Origin of the sequence: Pseudomonas sp. GM55, from assembly GCF_000282395.1 — a bacterium.
Classification (GTDB): Bacteria; Pseudomonadota; Gammaproteobacteria; order Pseudomonadales; family Pseudomonadaceae; genus Aquipseudomonas; species Aquipseudomonas fluorescens_CC.
The window spans coordinates 37,354-51,887 of record NZ_AKJJ01000140.1 but is presented as its reverse complement, the minus strand read 5'-3'; the positions used below and the strand labels follow the sequence as shown (position 1 = coordinate 51,887).

The 14,534-nt window shown below is 60.9% G+C and carries 14 protein-coding genes; 7 read left to right on the top strand and 7 right to left on the bottom strand.

Going from position 1 to position 14,534, the window contains the following annotated elements:
• Positions 1–840, top strand: a complete 840-nt coding sequence (locus PMI31_RS27215; RefSeq protein WP_008022962.1) for an HlyC/CorC family transporter — start codon at positions 1–3, stop codon at positions 838–840.
• An 8-nt stretch (positions 841–848) separates the two neighbouring features.
• Positions 849–2,372, top strand: coding sequence for an apolipoprotein N-acyltransferase (lnt, locus tag PMI31_RS27210; protein WP_008022960.1), 1,524 nt, complete (start codon positions 849–851; stop codon positions 2,370–2,372).
• A gap of 111 nt (positions 2,373–2,483) precedes the next feature.
• Here lnt and PMI31_RS27205 read toward each other — a convergent pair whose 3' ends face one another.
• A complete protein-coding gene (locus tag PMI31_RS27205; protein WP_008022949.1) occupies positions 2,484–3,245 on the bottom strand; it encodes a YdcF family protein in 762 nt (253 codons plus the stop codon).
• A 104-nt stretch (positions 3,246–3,349) separates the two neighbouring features.
• On the bottom strand, positions 3,350–3,670 hold the full coding sequence (locus tag PMI31_RS27200; RefSeq protein WP_008022948.1) for a hypothetical protein: 321 nt from the start codon (positions 3,668–3,670) through the stop codon (positions 3,350–3,352).
• Between the two features lie 281 nt (positions 3,671–3,951).
• Between PMI31_RS27200 and leuS the strand changes: the two genes are divergently transcribed.
• The 5 genes from leuS to PMI31_RS27175 all read left to right on the top strand — a co-directional run bounded on the left by leuS (position 3,952) and on the right by PMI31_RS27175 (position 9,967).
• On the top strand, positions 3,952–6,558 hold the full coding sequence (gene leuS / locus PMI31_RS27195; RefSeq protein WP_008022947.1) for a leucine--tRNA ligase: 2,607 nt from the start codon (positions 3,952–3,954) through the stop codon (positions 6,556–6,558).
• 87 nt (positions 6,559–6,645) lie between these two features.
• Positions 6,646–7,251 carry an LPS-assembly lipoprotein LptE gene (locus PMI31_RS27190; RefSeq protein WP_008022946.1) on the top strand — a complete coding sequence of 202 codons (606 nt, stop codon included), beginning with the start codon at positions 6,646–6,648 and terminating at the stop codon, positions 7,249–7,251.
• A 39-nt stretch (positions 7,252–7,290) separates the two neighbouring features.
• Positions 7,291–8,328 carry a DNA polymerase III subunit delta gene (gene holA, locus PMI31_RS27185; protein WP_008022945.1) on the top strand — a complete coding sequence of 346 codons (1,038 nt, stop codon included), beginning with the start codon at positions 7,291–7,293 and terminating at the stop codon, positions 8,326–8,328.
• Between the two features lie 89 nt (positions 8,329–8,417).
• A complete protein-coding gene (arfA, locus tag PMI31_RS27180; RefSeq protein WP_008022942.1) occupies positions 8,418–8,582 on the top strand; it encodes an alternative ribosome rescue factor ArfA in 165 nt (54 codons plus the stop codon).
• A 62-nt stretch (positions 8,583–8,644) separates the two neighbouring features.
• Positions 8,645–9,967, top strand: coding sequence for a lytic murein transglycosylase (locus tag PMI31_RS27175; protein WP_008022940.1), 1,323 nt, complete (start codon positions 8,645–8,647; stop codon positions 9,965–9,967).
• 118 nt (positions 9,968–10,085) lie between these two features.
• Here PMI31_RS27175 and PMI31_RS27170 read toward each other — a convergent pair whose 3' ends face one another.
• From PMI31_RS27170 to PMI31_RS27150, 5 genes are all read right to left on the bottom strand, one after another.
• Positions 10,086–11,036, bottom strand: coding sequence for a S66 peptidase family protein (locus PMI31_RS27170; protein WP_008022938.1), 951 nt, complete (start codon positions 11,034–11,036; stop codon positions 10,086–10,088).
• Positions 11,037–11,210: 174 nt separating this feature from the next.
• On the bottom strand, positions 11,211–12,209 hold the full coding sequence (lipA, locus tag PMI31_RS27165) for a lipoyl synthase (protein WP_162130451.1): 999 nt from the start codon (positions 12,207–12,209) through the stop codon (positions 11,211–11,213).
• A gap of 25 nt (positions 12,210–12,234) precedes the next feature.
• Entirely contained in the window at positions 12,235–12,882 is a 648-nt protein-coding gene (gene lipB / locus PMI31_RS27160) for a lipoyl(octanoyl) transferase LipB (protein WP_008022935.1), read from the bottom strand.
• On the bottom strand, positions 12,882–13,157 hold the full coding sequence (locus PMI31_RS27155) for a DUF493 domain-containing protein (RefSeq protein ID WP_008022933.1): 276 nt from the start codon (positions 13,155–13,157) through the stop codon (positions 12,882–12,884). Before PMI31_RS27155 ends, lipB begins: the two co-directional genes overlap by 1 nt.
• Positions 13,158–13,241: 84 nt before the next feature.
• Entirely contained in the window at positions 13,242–14,399 is a 1,158-nt protein-coding gene (locus tag PMI31_RS27150; protein ID WP_043302686.1) for a D-alanyl-D-alanine carboxypeptidase family protein, read from the bottom strand.
• Positions 14,400–14,534: the final 135 nt, after the last annotated feature.

Genomic DNA, 14,534 nt, shown 5'->3' with positions numbered 1-14,534 from the left:
ATGAGCGAAGATCGATCGAGCAACGGGCAGAAGTCATGGCTGGGTAAGCTCACCCAGGCTTTTGCCCACGAGCCGAAAAACCGCCAGGAGCTGCTGGAGCTGCTGCGCGATGCACACCAGAACAAACTGCTGGACAGCGAAGCGCTGGCCATTGTCGAAGGCGCCATCCAGGTGGCTGACTTGCAGGTCCGGGACATCATGGTCCCGCGCTCGCAAATGGTCAGCATCAAGGCGACCCAGACCCCTCGCGAATTCCTGCCTGCCGTGGTCGACTCGGCCCACTCCCGCTACCCGGTCATCGGCGAAAGCCACGATGACGTAATGGGTGTGCTGCTGGCCAAGGATTTGCTGCCGTTGATCCTCAAGGAGAACGGCGACAACTTCAACATCAAGGACCTGCTGCGCCCGGCCACTTTCGTGCCGGAATCCAAGCGCCTGAATGTGCTGCTGCGCGAATTTCGCGCCAACCACAACCACATGGCCATCGTCATCGACGAGTACGGCGGCGTGGCAGGCCTGGTCACCATCGAAGACGTGCTGGAACAAATCGTCGGCGACATCGAAGACGAACACGATGTCGAAGAAGACAGCTACATCAAGCCGCTGCCCAGCGGTGATTTCCTGATCAAGGCCCTGACACCGATCGAGAACTTCAACGAGTTTTTCGACAGTGAGTTCTCCGACGATGAATTCGACACCGTTGGCGGCCTGGTGATGAGCGCGTTCGGGCATTTGCCAAAACGTAACGAAATCACTGAAATCGGCCCGTACCGCTTCCGCATCCTGAACGCCGACAGCCGTCGGATTCACTTGCTTCGCCTGACGCCCATTGCTCGCTAAGGATTGAAATGCGCTGGACAACCCGCCCCGGCTGGCCCGGTAACCTGCTGGCCGTGGCGGCCGGTGCAATCACCACACTGGCCCTGGCGCCGTTCGATATCTGGCCACTGGCACTGCTTGCCGTCGGCCTGTTCTATGCCAGCCTGCGTGAACTGAGCCCACGTCAGGCATTGGGTCGCGGCTGGTGTTTCGGTTTCGGCCTGTTCGGTGCCGGCACCAGTTGGATCTACTACAGCATCCACCACTTCGGTGGCGCTTCGGTATTGCTGGCCGGTTTCCTGATGCTGCTCTTCACGGCAGCGATTGCCTGGTTCTTTGCCCTGCCCGCCTGGATTTGGGCGCGCTGGTTGCGCCGCAATGAGGCGCCGCTGGCCGACGCCCTGGCCTTCGCGGCGCTGTGGGTCGGCCAGGAAGCCTTCCGCGGCTGGTTCCTGACGGGCTTCCCGTGGCTGTATTCCGGCTACAGCCAGCTTGATGGCCCGCTGGCCGGGCTCGCCCCCATCGGCGGGATGTGGTTGATTTCCTTTACCCTGGCCCTGACAGCTGCGTTGATCTACAACGGCATGCGCCTGGTTCGCACGGGGCGCAAAGGCTTCATCGCCGCCGGTGCATTGCTGCTGGTCGGTCCGTGGCTGGTCGGTATGGCGCTCAAGCACCACGCCTGGACCAGCCCGTCGGGCCCGCCACTGAGCGTCGCCGCCATTCAGGGCAACATCGAACAAAGCATGAAGTGGGATCCGGCGCAGCTGAACGCGCAACTGGCGCTGTACCGCGACATGAGCTTCAGCTCCAAACGTGTCGATCTTCTGATCTGGCCGGAAACGGCGGTCCCGGTACTCAAGGAGTCCGCCGAGGGCTACCTGAACATGATGGGCAGCTTCGCCGCCGAACGTAAATCGGCGCTGATTACCGGTGTCCCGGTCCGCATGGAGGTACGCCACGAAAAGCGCTTCTTCAATGCCATCACCGTTACCGGTGAAGGCGACGGCACTTACCTGAAGCAAAAACTGGTGCCGTTTGGTGAATATGTCCCCTTGCAGGACATGCTGCGCGGACTGATCGCCTTCTTCGACCTGCCAATGTCGGACTTTGCCCGCGGCCCGTCCGACCAGCCGCTGCTGCAAGCCAAGGGTTATCAGATCGCGCCGTTCATCTGCTATGAAGTGGTTTACCCGGAGTTCGCCGCCAGCCTTGCCGCCCGCAGCGACCTGCTGCTGACCATCAGCAACGACACGTGGTTCGGCACCTCCATCGGTCCGCTGCAACACCTGCAGATGGCGCAGATGCGCGCCCTGGAAGCCGGGCGCTGGATGATCCGCGCCACCAACAATGGCGTGTCCGGCCTGATCAACCCGTTCGGTCAGATTACCGATCAGATCCCGCAGTTCGAACGCGGCATCCTGTACGGCGAAGTGGTGCCGATGCACAACCTGACGCCTTACCTGGAATGGCGTTCGTGGCCATTGCTCATTCTCTGCGTGTTGTTGTTTGGCTGGGCATTGATTGCCAGCCGGATGGCTAAAACCGTCTGAACTGACACCGCATCAAACCTGTAGGAGCCGGCTTGTCGGCGAAAGCCATGGTCGCCGTGACATCGCTTTCGCTGGCAAGCCAGCTCCTACAGGGCGTGGTTAGCCATCGGGTTATCGGTAAAACAACGAATAACCGATCTGCCCCACCGCCTCGTTCATCAATTGCCCGTTCTGCCAGATCGCCTTGAACTCCGGCATCCAGCCACCCAGTGGCTGCGCGTTGTCACCGCCCAGAAACCCTACCGGCGCCGGCACCACCTCAAACCCGGCCTTGCGGAAACTCCACACCGCTCGTGGCATATGCCAGGCATGAGTCACGACCACTACACGCTTGATGCCCTGAGGCAGCAACACCTCGGCGCTGAACTGCGCATTCTCCCAGGTCGTGCGGCTGCGCCCTTCCTGCCAGCGCACGGTCACGCCAAAATCCTCACGCAAAGAGTCAGCCATCATCTGTGCCTCGCTGGGCGGCGTGCCGAAGTGCAGGCCGCCGCTGGTCAGCACCGGTAGGCCGGAAGCCTTGGCCAGCCGCGCGGCAAAGCGCTGGCGCTCCAGACCGACGCCCGTGGGCTGGTCAGCGCCCCAGGCCGCGTCACCGCGTTCGCGCCCCGAACCGAGGATCACGATCGCATCCGCGCGTTGCCCCAGGCCTGCCCATTCATCGCGGGTCAGCGGTGGCTCCCGCTCGAGCAGGCCGGCACTCCACTGCACCACCACCGGCAGGCTCATCAACCAGAAGCCCCCCAGACCCAGCGCAAAGCACACACTGGCAAGCCTCGGCCTTGAGCGACGCAACCACCAGGCAAGCAAAAGCAGCAGCAATAGAATGCCGGGGGGCAAAAGAAGTTGTTTTATGAAATAGCGAAATGGCATCGAGCATCTCCCGGAGATGCCCGAAGCCTAAGTGGGTTGATGCAATGCGACAATCAATACAGCAGGACTATGCTTCAAAAATGCTTGGAGCATGGCTCTGTACCCTATTTGAACTGCAAAGACCGGACCTTTACCGCGTCTCTGCCGCGAACCTTGTCCTTGAGCCAGATGATCTTGGCCGAACGTGGTGCATCGAGTTGTTTTACCGCCTCTGACAAGCATCCGTGTGTCTCACGCTCACTGCGATCCAAGTACGCTTTGACCAGTGCAAACTCTGCGGGGCTCAGGCCGCGCAGTTCCAGTTCCAGAGGGCGTTCGTCGCGCAACCGGCTAGCGGTCCTTGCCGCCTCCAGGGCCAAGGCCAAACGATCGATCAGCCTTTCGTACAGCTCCGGTTTTGTAGCTTTTTGCTGTGACTCAACCATCCCTCACCTCATTGGAAGATAAGACCTACTCCCCAGTTAGAGCTTAGCTTCCATGAACAAACCGGCTGAACGCCGCGACCAACGGCCCTCACAGCGGTTTTTGCAGGACGTGCGGCAGCAATCAGGGTTTCCCTCGGCAGAGCGCGGTCATGTATGCTACGGCGCTTCCTGTAACTCCACTTCCAGCTCGGCTGGGCATCGAAAACGCCAATGTGGCGTGATCACCGTCCAGCGTTGCATTGAAGAGGATTAGGCCACCCCTATTCAGTTCAAAAGTAGCCATGCACGAACAATATCAGCCCCGTGAAATCGAAGCCGCCGCCCAGTCGTTCTGGGACGAGCAAAAGTCCTTTGAAGTCAGTGAACAGCCAGGCAAGGAGACCTACTACTGCCTGTCGATGTTCCCTTACCCCAGCGGCAAGCTACACATGGGGCACGTGCGCAACTACACCATCGGCGACGTGATCTCCCGCTACCAGCGCATGCAGGGCAAGAACGTTCTGCAACCCATGGGTTGGGACGCTTTCGGCATGCCGGCGGAAAACGCCGCGATGAAAAACAACGTAGCGCCCGCCAAGTGGACCTACGAAAACATCGCCTACATGAAATCCCAGCTGCGCAGCCTGGGCCTGGCGGTGGACTGGTCGCGCGAAGTGACCACCTGCAAGCCGGACTACTACCGCTGGGAACAATGGCTGTTCACCCGCCTGTTCGAAAAAGGCGTGATCTACAAGAAAAGCGGCACCGTGAACTGGGACCCGGTCGACCAGACCGTCCTGGCCAACGAGCAAGTGATCGACGGTCGCGGCTGGCGTTCCGGCGCGCTGATCGAAAAGCGCGAAATCCCGATGTACTACTTCAAGATCACCGCCTATGCGGATGAGCTGCTGGAGAGCCTCGACGAGCTGACTGGCTGGCCTGAACAGGTCAAGACCATGCAGCGCAACTGGATCGGCAAGTCCCGCGGCATGGAAGTGCAGTTCCCCTACAACGTCGACTCCATTGGCGAAACCGGGACCCTGAAAGTCTTCACCACCCGTCCGGACACCCTGATGGGCGCGACCTACGTCGCCGTGGCCGCCGAGCACCACCTGGCCGCCCTCGCCGCCAAGAACAACCCTGAGCTGCAGGCGTTCATCGCTGAATGCAAGGGCGGCAGCGTGGCCGAAGCCGACGTCGCCACCCAGGAGAAAAAAGGCCTGCCGACCGGCCTGTTCGTCGAACACCCGCTGACCGGTGAAAAACTGCCGGTGTGGGTCGCCAACTATGTGCTGATGCACTACGGCGACGGCGCGGTAATGGCGGTTCCAGCCCACGACGAGCGCGATTTCGAATTCGCCCACAAGTACAACCTGCCGGTCAAATCGGTAGTGCGCACCAGTTCCGGCGATAGCAACCCGACACCGTGGCAAGACGCCTACGGCGAGTACGGCACGCTGATCAACTCCGGCGAGTTCGATGGCCTCGATTTCGCAGGCGCCTTCGACGCCATCGAACTCGCGCTGATCAAGAAAGAACTGGGCGCCTCGCGGACCCAGTTCCGCCTGCGCGACTGGGGCATCAGCCGTCAGCGTTACTGGGGCTGCCCGATCCCGATCATCCACTGCAAAACTTGCGGTGACGTGCCGGTGCCGGAAGATCAACTGCCTGTCGTGCTGCCGGAAGACGTCGTACCCGACGGCGCCGGTTCGCCACTGGCACGCATGCCTGAGTTCTACGAGTGCACCTGCCCTAAATGCGGCGCACCGGCCAAGCGTGAAACCGACACCATGGACACCTTCGTCGAGTCCTCGTGGTACTACGCCCGTTACGCCTCGCCGCACTATCAAGGTGGCCTGGTCGAAAAATCCGCGGCCGATCACTGGCTGCCGGTGGATCAATACATCGGCGGTATCGAACACGCGATCCTGCACCTGCTCTACGCGCGCTTCTTCCACAAGTTGATGCGTGACGAAGGCCTGGTGAGCTCCAACGAGCCGTTCAAGAACCTGCTGACCCAGGGCATGGTGATCGCCGAGACTTACTATCGTCGCGAAGCCAATGGTGCCTACACCTGGTTCAACCCGGCGGACGTTGAACTCGAGCGCGACAGCAAGGCCAAGGTCATCAGCGCCAAGCTGATCGCAGACGGCCTGCCGGTGGAAATCGGTGGCACCGAGAAGATGGCCAAGTCGAAGAACAACGGCGTTGACCCACAGTCGATGATCGACCAGTTCGGCGCAGACACCTGCCGCCTGTTCATGATGTTCGCCTCGCCACCTGACATGAGCGCGGAATGGTCCGACTCGGGCGTCGAAGGTTCGCACCGTTTCCTCAAGCGCGTCTGGCGTCTGGCTCAAGCCCACGTCACCCAAGGCCTGCCGGGGAAACTGGACGTTGCCAGCCTGAACGACGAGCAGAAAGCCATTCGCCGCTCGATCCACCAGGCCATCAAGCAAGCCAGCCATGACGTCGGCCAGAACCACAAATTCAACACCGCCATCGCCCAGGTGATGACGCTGATGAACGTGCTGGAAAAAGCCGCGCAAGGCACCGAACAGGATCGCGCGCTGGTCCAGGAAGGCCTGGAAACCGTGACCCTGCTGCTGGCCCCTATCACCCCGCACATCTGCCACGAGCTGTGGCATCGCCTGGGTCACGCCGACCCGGTGATCGACGCCGGCTGGCCAGCGCTGGACGAAAGCGCGCTGGTGCAGGACAGCCTGCAACTGGTGATTCAGGTCAACGGCAAGCTGCGCGGCCACATCGAAATGCCGGCCAGTGCCAGCCGTGAAGAAGTCGAAGCAGCCGCCCGTGCCAACGAGAACGTCCTGCGCTTCGTCGACGGTCTGACCATTCGTAAAGTGATCGTAGTGCCCGGGAAACTGGTCAATATCGTCGCCAGCTAATTGGATCAGGCGCCAGGTGAGCCTGGCGCCGAGTAAAACCTTTCGGGCCGCTTGATCGGCCCACATGGTTTCAAGGGGAGCAACAAGATGATCAAACGCAATCTGCTGGTGATGGGCCTCGCGGTTCTGCTGAGTGCCTGCGGTTTCCAGCTGCGCGGAACCGGCACCGACGAACTGGCGATCAAGGAACTCGACCTGAGCGCCCGTAACGCCTATGGCGAAACCGTGACTCAGTTGCGTCAGGTACTGGTGGGCAGCGGCGTCAAGGTCTATAACGGTGCACCGTACAAACTGGTGCTGACCAATGAACAGGAAAACCAGCGCATCCTCAGCTACGCAGGTGCCGGTCGCGCAGGCGAGTACCAGGTCACCACCGTGCTGAACTACGACATCCGGGGTCGCGGCGATCTGCCACTGTTGAGCGACAAGCTTGAAGTGCAGAAAATCTATATGCACGACGGCAACAACCTGGTGGGCTCCGACCAGGAAGCCGCAACCGCCCGGGCAGAAGGCCGCCGGGAGATGGTTCAACGCATGATGCTGCGCCTGCAACAACTGACCCCGGGCCAACTGGATCAGTTGCAGCAGACTGCCGAAGCCAGGGCCAAGGCTGACGCCGCCGCACTGGAAGCGGCGAAGAAGGCTGAAGCGGAAACCCCGCGCCAGTCGCCAATCGAACTGCCGCAGCAGTAAGACTTACGGGGCGCTCAGGCGCCCCGTTCGCCCTCTCTTATGAAACTCGCCCCCGCCCAACTCGCCAAACACCTGCAAGGCGCCCTTGCGCCGGTCTATATCATCAGCGGCGATGACCCGTTGTTGTGCCAGGAGGCGGCCGACGCTGTTCGCGCTGCCGCCCGCCAGCAGGGATACGATGAACGCCAGGTGTTTGCCGCCGACGCCAGCTTCGACTGGGGCACGCTGCTGCAAGCCGGTGCCAGCATGTCGCTGTTCGCCGAAAAGCGCCTGCTGGAACTGCGCCTGCCTTCCGGCAAACCCGGCGACAAAGGTGCCGCCGCGCTGATCGAGTACTGCTCGCGCCCGGCCGACGACACCGTGCTGCTGATCAGCTTGCCGAAACTCGATGGCAGCGCGCAGAAAACCAAGTGGGGCAAAGCGCTGGTCGAAGGACAGCAGACCCAGTTCGTGCAGATCTGGCCGGTCGATGTCGCCCAGTTGCCAAGCTGGATCCGCCAACGCTTGTCCCAGGCCGGGCTTTCTGCCAGCCAGGACGCCGTTGAGTTGATCGCTGCGCGAGTCGAGGGCAACTTGCTGGCCGCCGCCCAGGAAATCGAAAAGCTCAAGCTGATGGCCGAAGGAGGTCAGATCACCGTTGAAACAGTACAGGCTGCAGTGGCCGACAGTGCGCGCTTCGACGTCTTTGGCCTGACCGATGCGGTTCTCAATGGTGAAGCAGCCCACGCGCTACGCATGCTCGAAGGGTTGCGCGGTGAAGGCGTCGAGCCACCAGTGATTCTCTGGGCCCTGGCCCGAGAGTTGCGCCTGCTGGCCAATATTTCGCTGCAATACAGCCAGGGTACACCGCTGGACAAGGCCTTCAGCCAGGCCAAGCCGCCGGTCTGGGACAAACGTAAACCGTTGATGAGCAAAGCGCTGCAACGCTACTCGGCACAACGCTGGGCGCAACTGCTGCTGGAAGCGCAACGCATCGACGCGCAGATCAAGGGCCAGGCTGCGGGTTCGCCGTGGATGAGCCTGAGCCGGTTGACGTTGCTGATGGCCGGGCAGCGCTTGTCGTTGCCGGCGGAGTGAAAAGTCCTACGTAATGTAGGGACTAGACAGATCCACGACTTCGGCCGATGATTCGCCTCGCAAAATCCACTCACCTGCGAGCAATCACCATGAGTAAAAAGCCATCGAAGCATGGCCCCAACAAGGCCAAATCCATCATCGCCCAGCCATTGTTCCGCAGCCGCCAGGAACGCCCCGGCAAGGGCAAAGGCAGTTACCGCCGCGAAGCCTTCCAGTCTGACAGCTGGGAGGCTTCTTACTTTCTGGCGGCCTGAAAGGCAAGCATCCGCTCAACATGTTAAGGTCTGCACCTGATACGTTTTCCCTGGACCTGTGCATGCCCTTTTGTATTTCCCGTCGTTGGCATCTGCGCCAATTGATTGCTGCCTCCAGCCTTGTTTTGCTAGTCGCCTGCGCGGAAAAACCAACCGCCGCCGACGCTCAGCCGCTTCAGACACTTCCTGTCGCTACCGCTCCGGCTGTTGTTGCGCCTGTGGTTCCGACGGGCGAGAACCTCGACATCCAGCCAACCCAGACCTTCGCCGAATGGCAGGCGGGTTTCCGCAAGGATGCCCTGGCCGCCGGTATCCGCGCCGAGCTGTTCGACCGCGCCTTCGCCAATGTCAGCTTCGACCCCAGTGTGATTCGCGCCGATCGCAGCCAACCGGAATTCGCAAAACCGGTGTGGGAATACCTTGATGGCGCCCTGTCGCCGCTGCGGGTACGCAAAGGCCAGTCGCTGGTAAACCAGTACGCCGACATCCTGCAAAGCATCGAACAGCGTTACGGCGTTGATCGTCAGGCGCTGGTGGCCGTGTGGGGCATGGAAAGCAACTTCGGCCAGTTCCAGGGCAACAAGTCAGTGATCAATTCGCTGGCGACCCTGGCCTACGAAGGCCGGCGCCCGGGCTTCGCCCACGCGCAATTGATTGCCGCGCTGCAAATTCTGCAACAGGGTGATATCGAACCGGAGAAAATGCTCGGATCCTGGGCCGGCGCCATGGGCCAGACCCAGTTCATCCCGACTACCTACAACACCCATGCCGTGGACTTCGATGGCGATGGGCGCCGCGACATCTGGGGGAGCTCGGCCGATGCCCTGGCCTCGACTGCGCATTACCTGCAAAGCTCCGGTTGGCAGAAAGGCCAGCCATGGGGCTTCGAGGTGCAGTTGCCAGGCGGGTTCAACTACGTGCTGGCCGATGGCACGATTCGCAAAAGTGTCGCGGAATGGCGGCAACTGGGGATTACGCTACCCAATGGTGGCCAGGTCCCGGCCGGTTCCGAGCAATTGTCCGCGGCCCTGTTACTGCCGGCCGGTTACCGTGGCCCGGCGTTCCTGGTGCTCGATAACTTCCGGGCGATCCTCAAGTACAACAACTCGTCGTCCTACGCCTTGGGGGTGAGCTTGTTGTCCGAACGCTTCAATGGCGCGGGCCTGATCAGCGGCACGTGGCCGAAAGATGATTTGCCGCTGAGCCGTACCGAGCGGATCGAGTTGCAAAACCTGCTGAGTGCTCAGAATTACGACGCGGGTAATGCGGACGGGATTATCGGTGCCAATACTCGCAAGGCGATTCGCAGCGCGCAGCAGTCGTTTGGCTGGCCGGCGGACGGTTATCCGACGCACAAGTTGCTGGAAGGGTTGCGTAACCGCTAAAAAGCTTCGTCGGAACGCCGCCCGGAGCAAGCCCGCTTCCACATTGTTTTTGTGTCGTTCACAGATCAAATGTAGGAGCGGGCTTGCTCGCGAAGGCGGACTGTCAGGCGATGAAGACCTACTGCCTGACCACCACATCCTGCTCCAACACCAACTCCTTGTTCCCCGCATCCAGCCGGACCAACGCGCCCATGGGCAATGTCAGGTTCGGATCGCAATGCCCGCTACGCCATCCGGACAACACCGGTATCCGCAACGGCTCGAACGTCTGCTTGAGCAAGCGCTCCAGTGCAGGCACCTCAACCCCCGCCACATCCCCCACCAACACCCCACGCAATTTGCCCAAAGTGCCTGCCAGCCGCAGATGGGTCAGCAACCGGTCGATGCGATACAGCGGCTCGTTGATGTCCTCGATAAACAGGATGACGTCCTCGGCGTCAATCTCGTAAGGCGTGCCCATGGTCGCGGCGATCATCGACAGATTGCCCCCCAGTAAACGGCCGTGAGCGATGCCAGGCTCGATCGTCGACAACGGATAGGCCACGGGGTGCACCAACACACTGCCCGCCTTCACCTGCCCGCGCAGCATGTTGAAAAACGAAGGCTCGGTGGGCTTTTGCTTGTCGCCCAGCAGATCGGCATTGAGCATCGGGCCATGGAAGGTCACGAAGCCTGCATATCGGCTGATTGCCAGATGCAATGCGGTGATGTCGCTGTAGCCGATGAACGGCTTGGCGTTGTTGCGCAGCAGTTCGAAATCGATTCGATCAAGCAACCTCGGTGTGCCATAACCACCGCGCAGGCAAATGATGGCATCGACCTCGTTGTCGGCGAACGCTGCGTGCAGGTCATTGAGCCGCACCTCGTCACTGCCGGCAAGATAGCCATCTTTATCGTAGACGCCGGGAAAGATCTTCAGCGAATAGCCGCGGGCGCGCATCCATTGCACGGCTTTACTGGTGTCCAGCGGCGCAGGGCCGGCGGGTGCGATAACGCCGATCATGCCTTCCGGCGGCAGTGCCGGGACAGGAGCGTGAGGGCAAAGGGTCTGGGTCGGTCGAGCGGTCATCCGTGAATCTCCCTGCGTGAAAGCTTCAGCACACAGTAGTCAGGAACGGGGACAAACAGAAGAGGAACCGTTGCCCCGCAGGTTGCAGGAAAAAGTGGCCAGTGCCGTAGGACAGGCAAAAAAACGCCCGCAAGGCTGAAAACCGTGCGGGCGTTTTTCATTTCATTGCGCAGATCAGGACGACATCAGCTCGGCCTTGACCAGCTTGGCCTGCTCGTCGGCGTGATACGAAGAACGTACCAGCGGACCCGAGGCAACGTTCTTGAAGCCCATCTTGTAACCTTCCTCGGCGAACCAGGCGAAGGTGTCCGGGTGTACGAAGCGTTGCACCGGCAAGTGGCTACGCGAAGGTTGCAGGTACTGGCCCAGGGTCAGCATGTCGATGTCGTGCTCGCGCATGCGCTTCATGACTTCGATGACTTCTTCGTCCGTTTCACCCAGACCCAGCATCAAACCGGATTTGGTTGGGATGTGCGGCATCATCTGCTTGAAGCGTTGCAGCAGGGTCAGCGACCACTGGTAGTCCGACCCCGGACGTGCAGCCTTGTACAGGCGTGGCACGGTTTCCAGGTTGTGGTTGAAAACATCCGGCGGCTCGGCGGCGGTGATTTCCAGGGCGATGTCCATGCGGCCACGGTAGTCCGGGACCAGGGTCTCCAGCTGCACGTTCGGCGACAGCTTGCGGATTTCACGGATGCAGTCGGCAAAGTGCTGGGCACCGCCGTCACGCAAGTCGTCGCGGTCCACCGAAGTGATCACCACGTACTTCAGGCGCAAGTCGGCGATGGCGATGGCCAGGCTTTCCGGTTCGTTGACGTCGAGTGGCTTCGGACGGCCGTGGCCGACGTCGCAGAACGGGCAACGACGGGTGCAGATGTCACCCATGATCATGAAAGTCGCGGTGCCGCCGGAGAAGCACTCGCCCAGGTTCGGGCAGGAAGCTTCTTCGCACACACTGTGCAACTTGTGTTTGCGCAGCAAGGCCTTGATGCGGTCGACTTCCGGCGAAACCGGGATGCGGACGCGAATCCAGTCCGGCTTCTTCGGCAGTTCGGTGGTCGGAATGATCTTCACCGGAATGCGTGCAACCTTTTCGGCGCCGCGCAGCTTGACGCCGGCTTCAACCTTGGGACGCGGGGCCGGGCGCTCGGAGACATCGAGCGTCGGGATCATGGTTTGCACTGCATCAGTAGTCATATCAGTCGATTCCGCCCGTCAGGGTCGTCTGCTCAGCATAGTCGAGGTGTTTGACGAGCTGCGCGCGCAGCCGGGCACTTACCTCGGCAAATTCAATCGATCCTGCGTGATCGCTCAGCTGGGTCATCGCCAGCCCGGCGTAGCCGCAGGGATTAATCCGTCGAAACGGTTCCAGGTTCATGTCCACGTTCAAGGCCAGGCCATGAAAGGAACAGCCGTGGCGAATCCGCAACCCCAGGGAAGCGATTTTCGCCCCGTCGACGTAGACACCCGGTGCATCGGGCTTGGCCACGGCGGTCACGCCGTAACTGGCCAGCAGCTCGATCAGGCATTGCTCCATCCGGCTGACCAGATCGCGCACGCCAAAACCCAGCCTGCGCACGTCCAGCAGCAGATAAGCCACCAGCTGGCCAGGGCCGTGGTAGGTCACCTGACCACCACGATCGACCTGCACCACCGGAATATCACCCGGAAGCAGCAGATGCTCGGCCTTGCCGGCCTGCCCCTGGGTGAACACCGCAGGGTGTTCCACCAGCCAGATCTCGTCGGCAACATCGGTGCCGCGTTCGTTGGTGAAGCGTTGCATGGCATGCCAGACCGGCTCGTAAGCCATCTGGCCGAGCTCGCGAAAGCCCAGCGTGCCGGACATCACAACACCATGTGCACGAAACCGGTGGCCCGCAGTTCGCTGTTGATGTTGTACAGCTGGTCCTGGTCGGTCGCGACGATGTGCAACTGAATGGTGGTGTATTTGCCGTTGGTGCTTTGGCGCTCATCTACACGGTCATGGTTGATCGTCGCGTGTTTCTTGACGATCTCGATGATCCTGTCCTTATTGCCCACACCGGTATCGCTGATCACCTTAACCGGGTAATCAACGTTGGGGAATTCGATCTTAGGCGCCTTTACTTCGGTATCGGTCATGGCGTAACGGCCTCGTAAGCGTAAGCCGTGGCGACGGGCATAGCCCCGTGCCGGATCAGCGCGGGGCCATGCAGGTGCACACTATCAGTTGAACAAGCCGTAGAAGAATAGACGGATGCTATCCCACATGCGACGGAAGATACCACCCTCTTCGACGCCATCCAGAGCGATCAGGTCGGCGCTGTGCACCACCTTGTCCTCCAGTTTGACTTCGACTTTACCGATCACGTCGCCCTTGGCGATTGGCGCAACCAGTTGCGGGTTCATGGTCATGCTGGCAGCAAGCTTTTTCAGCTGGCCCTTCGGCAGGGTCATGGTCAGGTCTTCAGCCAGGCCGGCCTTGACTTGATTGGTGGAGCCTTTCCAGACAGGCGCCTGGGCCAGTTCGGCGCCCTTCTGATAGAAGGTCTGGGTTTCGAAGAAACGGAAACCGTAGGTCAGCAACTTCTGGGTTTCGGCGGCACGGGCCACTTCGCTGTTGGTGCCGAACACCACGGCGATCAGGCGCATGCCATCCCGTACGGCCGAAGACACCATGCAATAGCCGGCTTCGTCGGTGTGGCCGGTTTTCAGGCCGTCGACGGTCTTGTCGCGCCACAGCAGCAGGTTGCGGTTCGGTTGCTTGATGCCGTTCCAGAAGAACTCTTTCTGCGAGTAGATCGCATAGTGAGCCGGGTCTTCATGGATGATCGCGCGGGCCAGAACAGCCATGTCGTGAGCCGACGAATAGTGCTCAGGGTTCGGCAGACCGGTCGGGTTCATGAAGTGGGTGTTGGTCATGCCCAGGTCGGCGACGGTCTTGTTCATCAGGTCGGCGAAGGCGTCTTCGCTGCCGGCGATGTGCTCGGAGAGCGCGACGCTGGCGTCGTTGCCCGACTGGATGATGATGCCGTGCAGCAGGTCGCTGACGGTGACCTGCGAGCCGACCTTGATGAACATCCGCGAACCGCCGGTACGCCAGGCGTTTTCGCTGACGGTCACCGGATCGTTTTCGCCGATCTGGCCACGACGGATCTCCAGGGTCGCGATGTACGCGGTCATCAGCTTGGTCAGGCTGGCCGGTGGCAGACGCTGGTCACCGTTGTTCTCGACCAGCACGTTGCCGCTGCTGGCATCCATGAGCACATAGGCCTTGGCAGCCAATTGCGGTGGCGACGGCATCATCTCGACCGCGAATGCGGCGGGTGAGAGGAGCAGCGGGACTAGCAGGAACAGGCGTTTGGCAAAGGTGGTGATGTTCATCCGTCTCTCGAAATCGCTAATGGAAACTTGCCCGAAGGCAAAACTATTCAGACAGCTTCTTAAAGGCTGTCGCATGTTCAGCTGCTCACTCTTTAACCCTGTGCCGGGCTTTTGTTCTTTGAAGAGCCAACAACC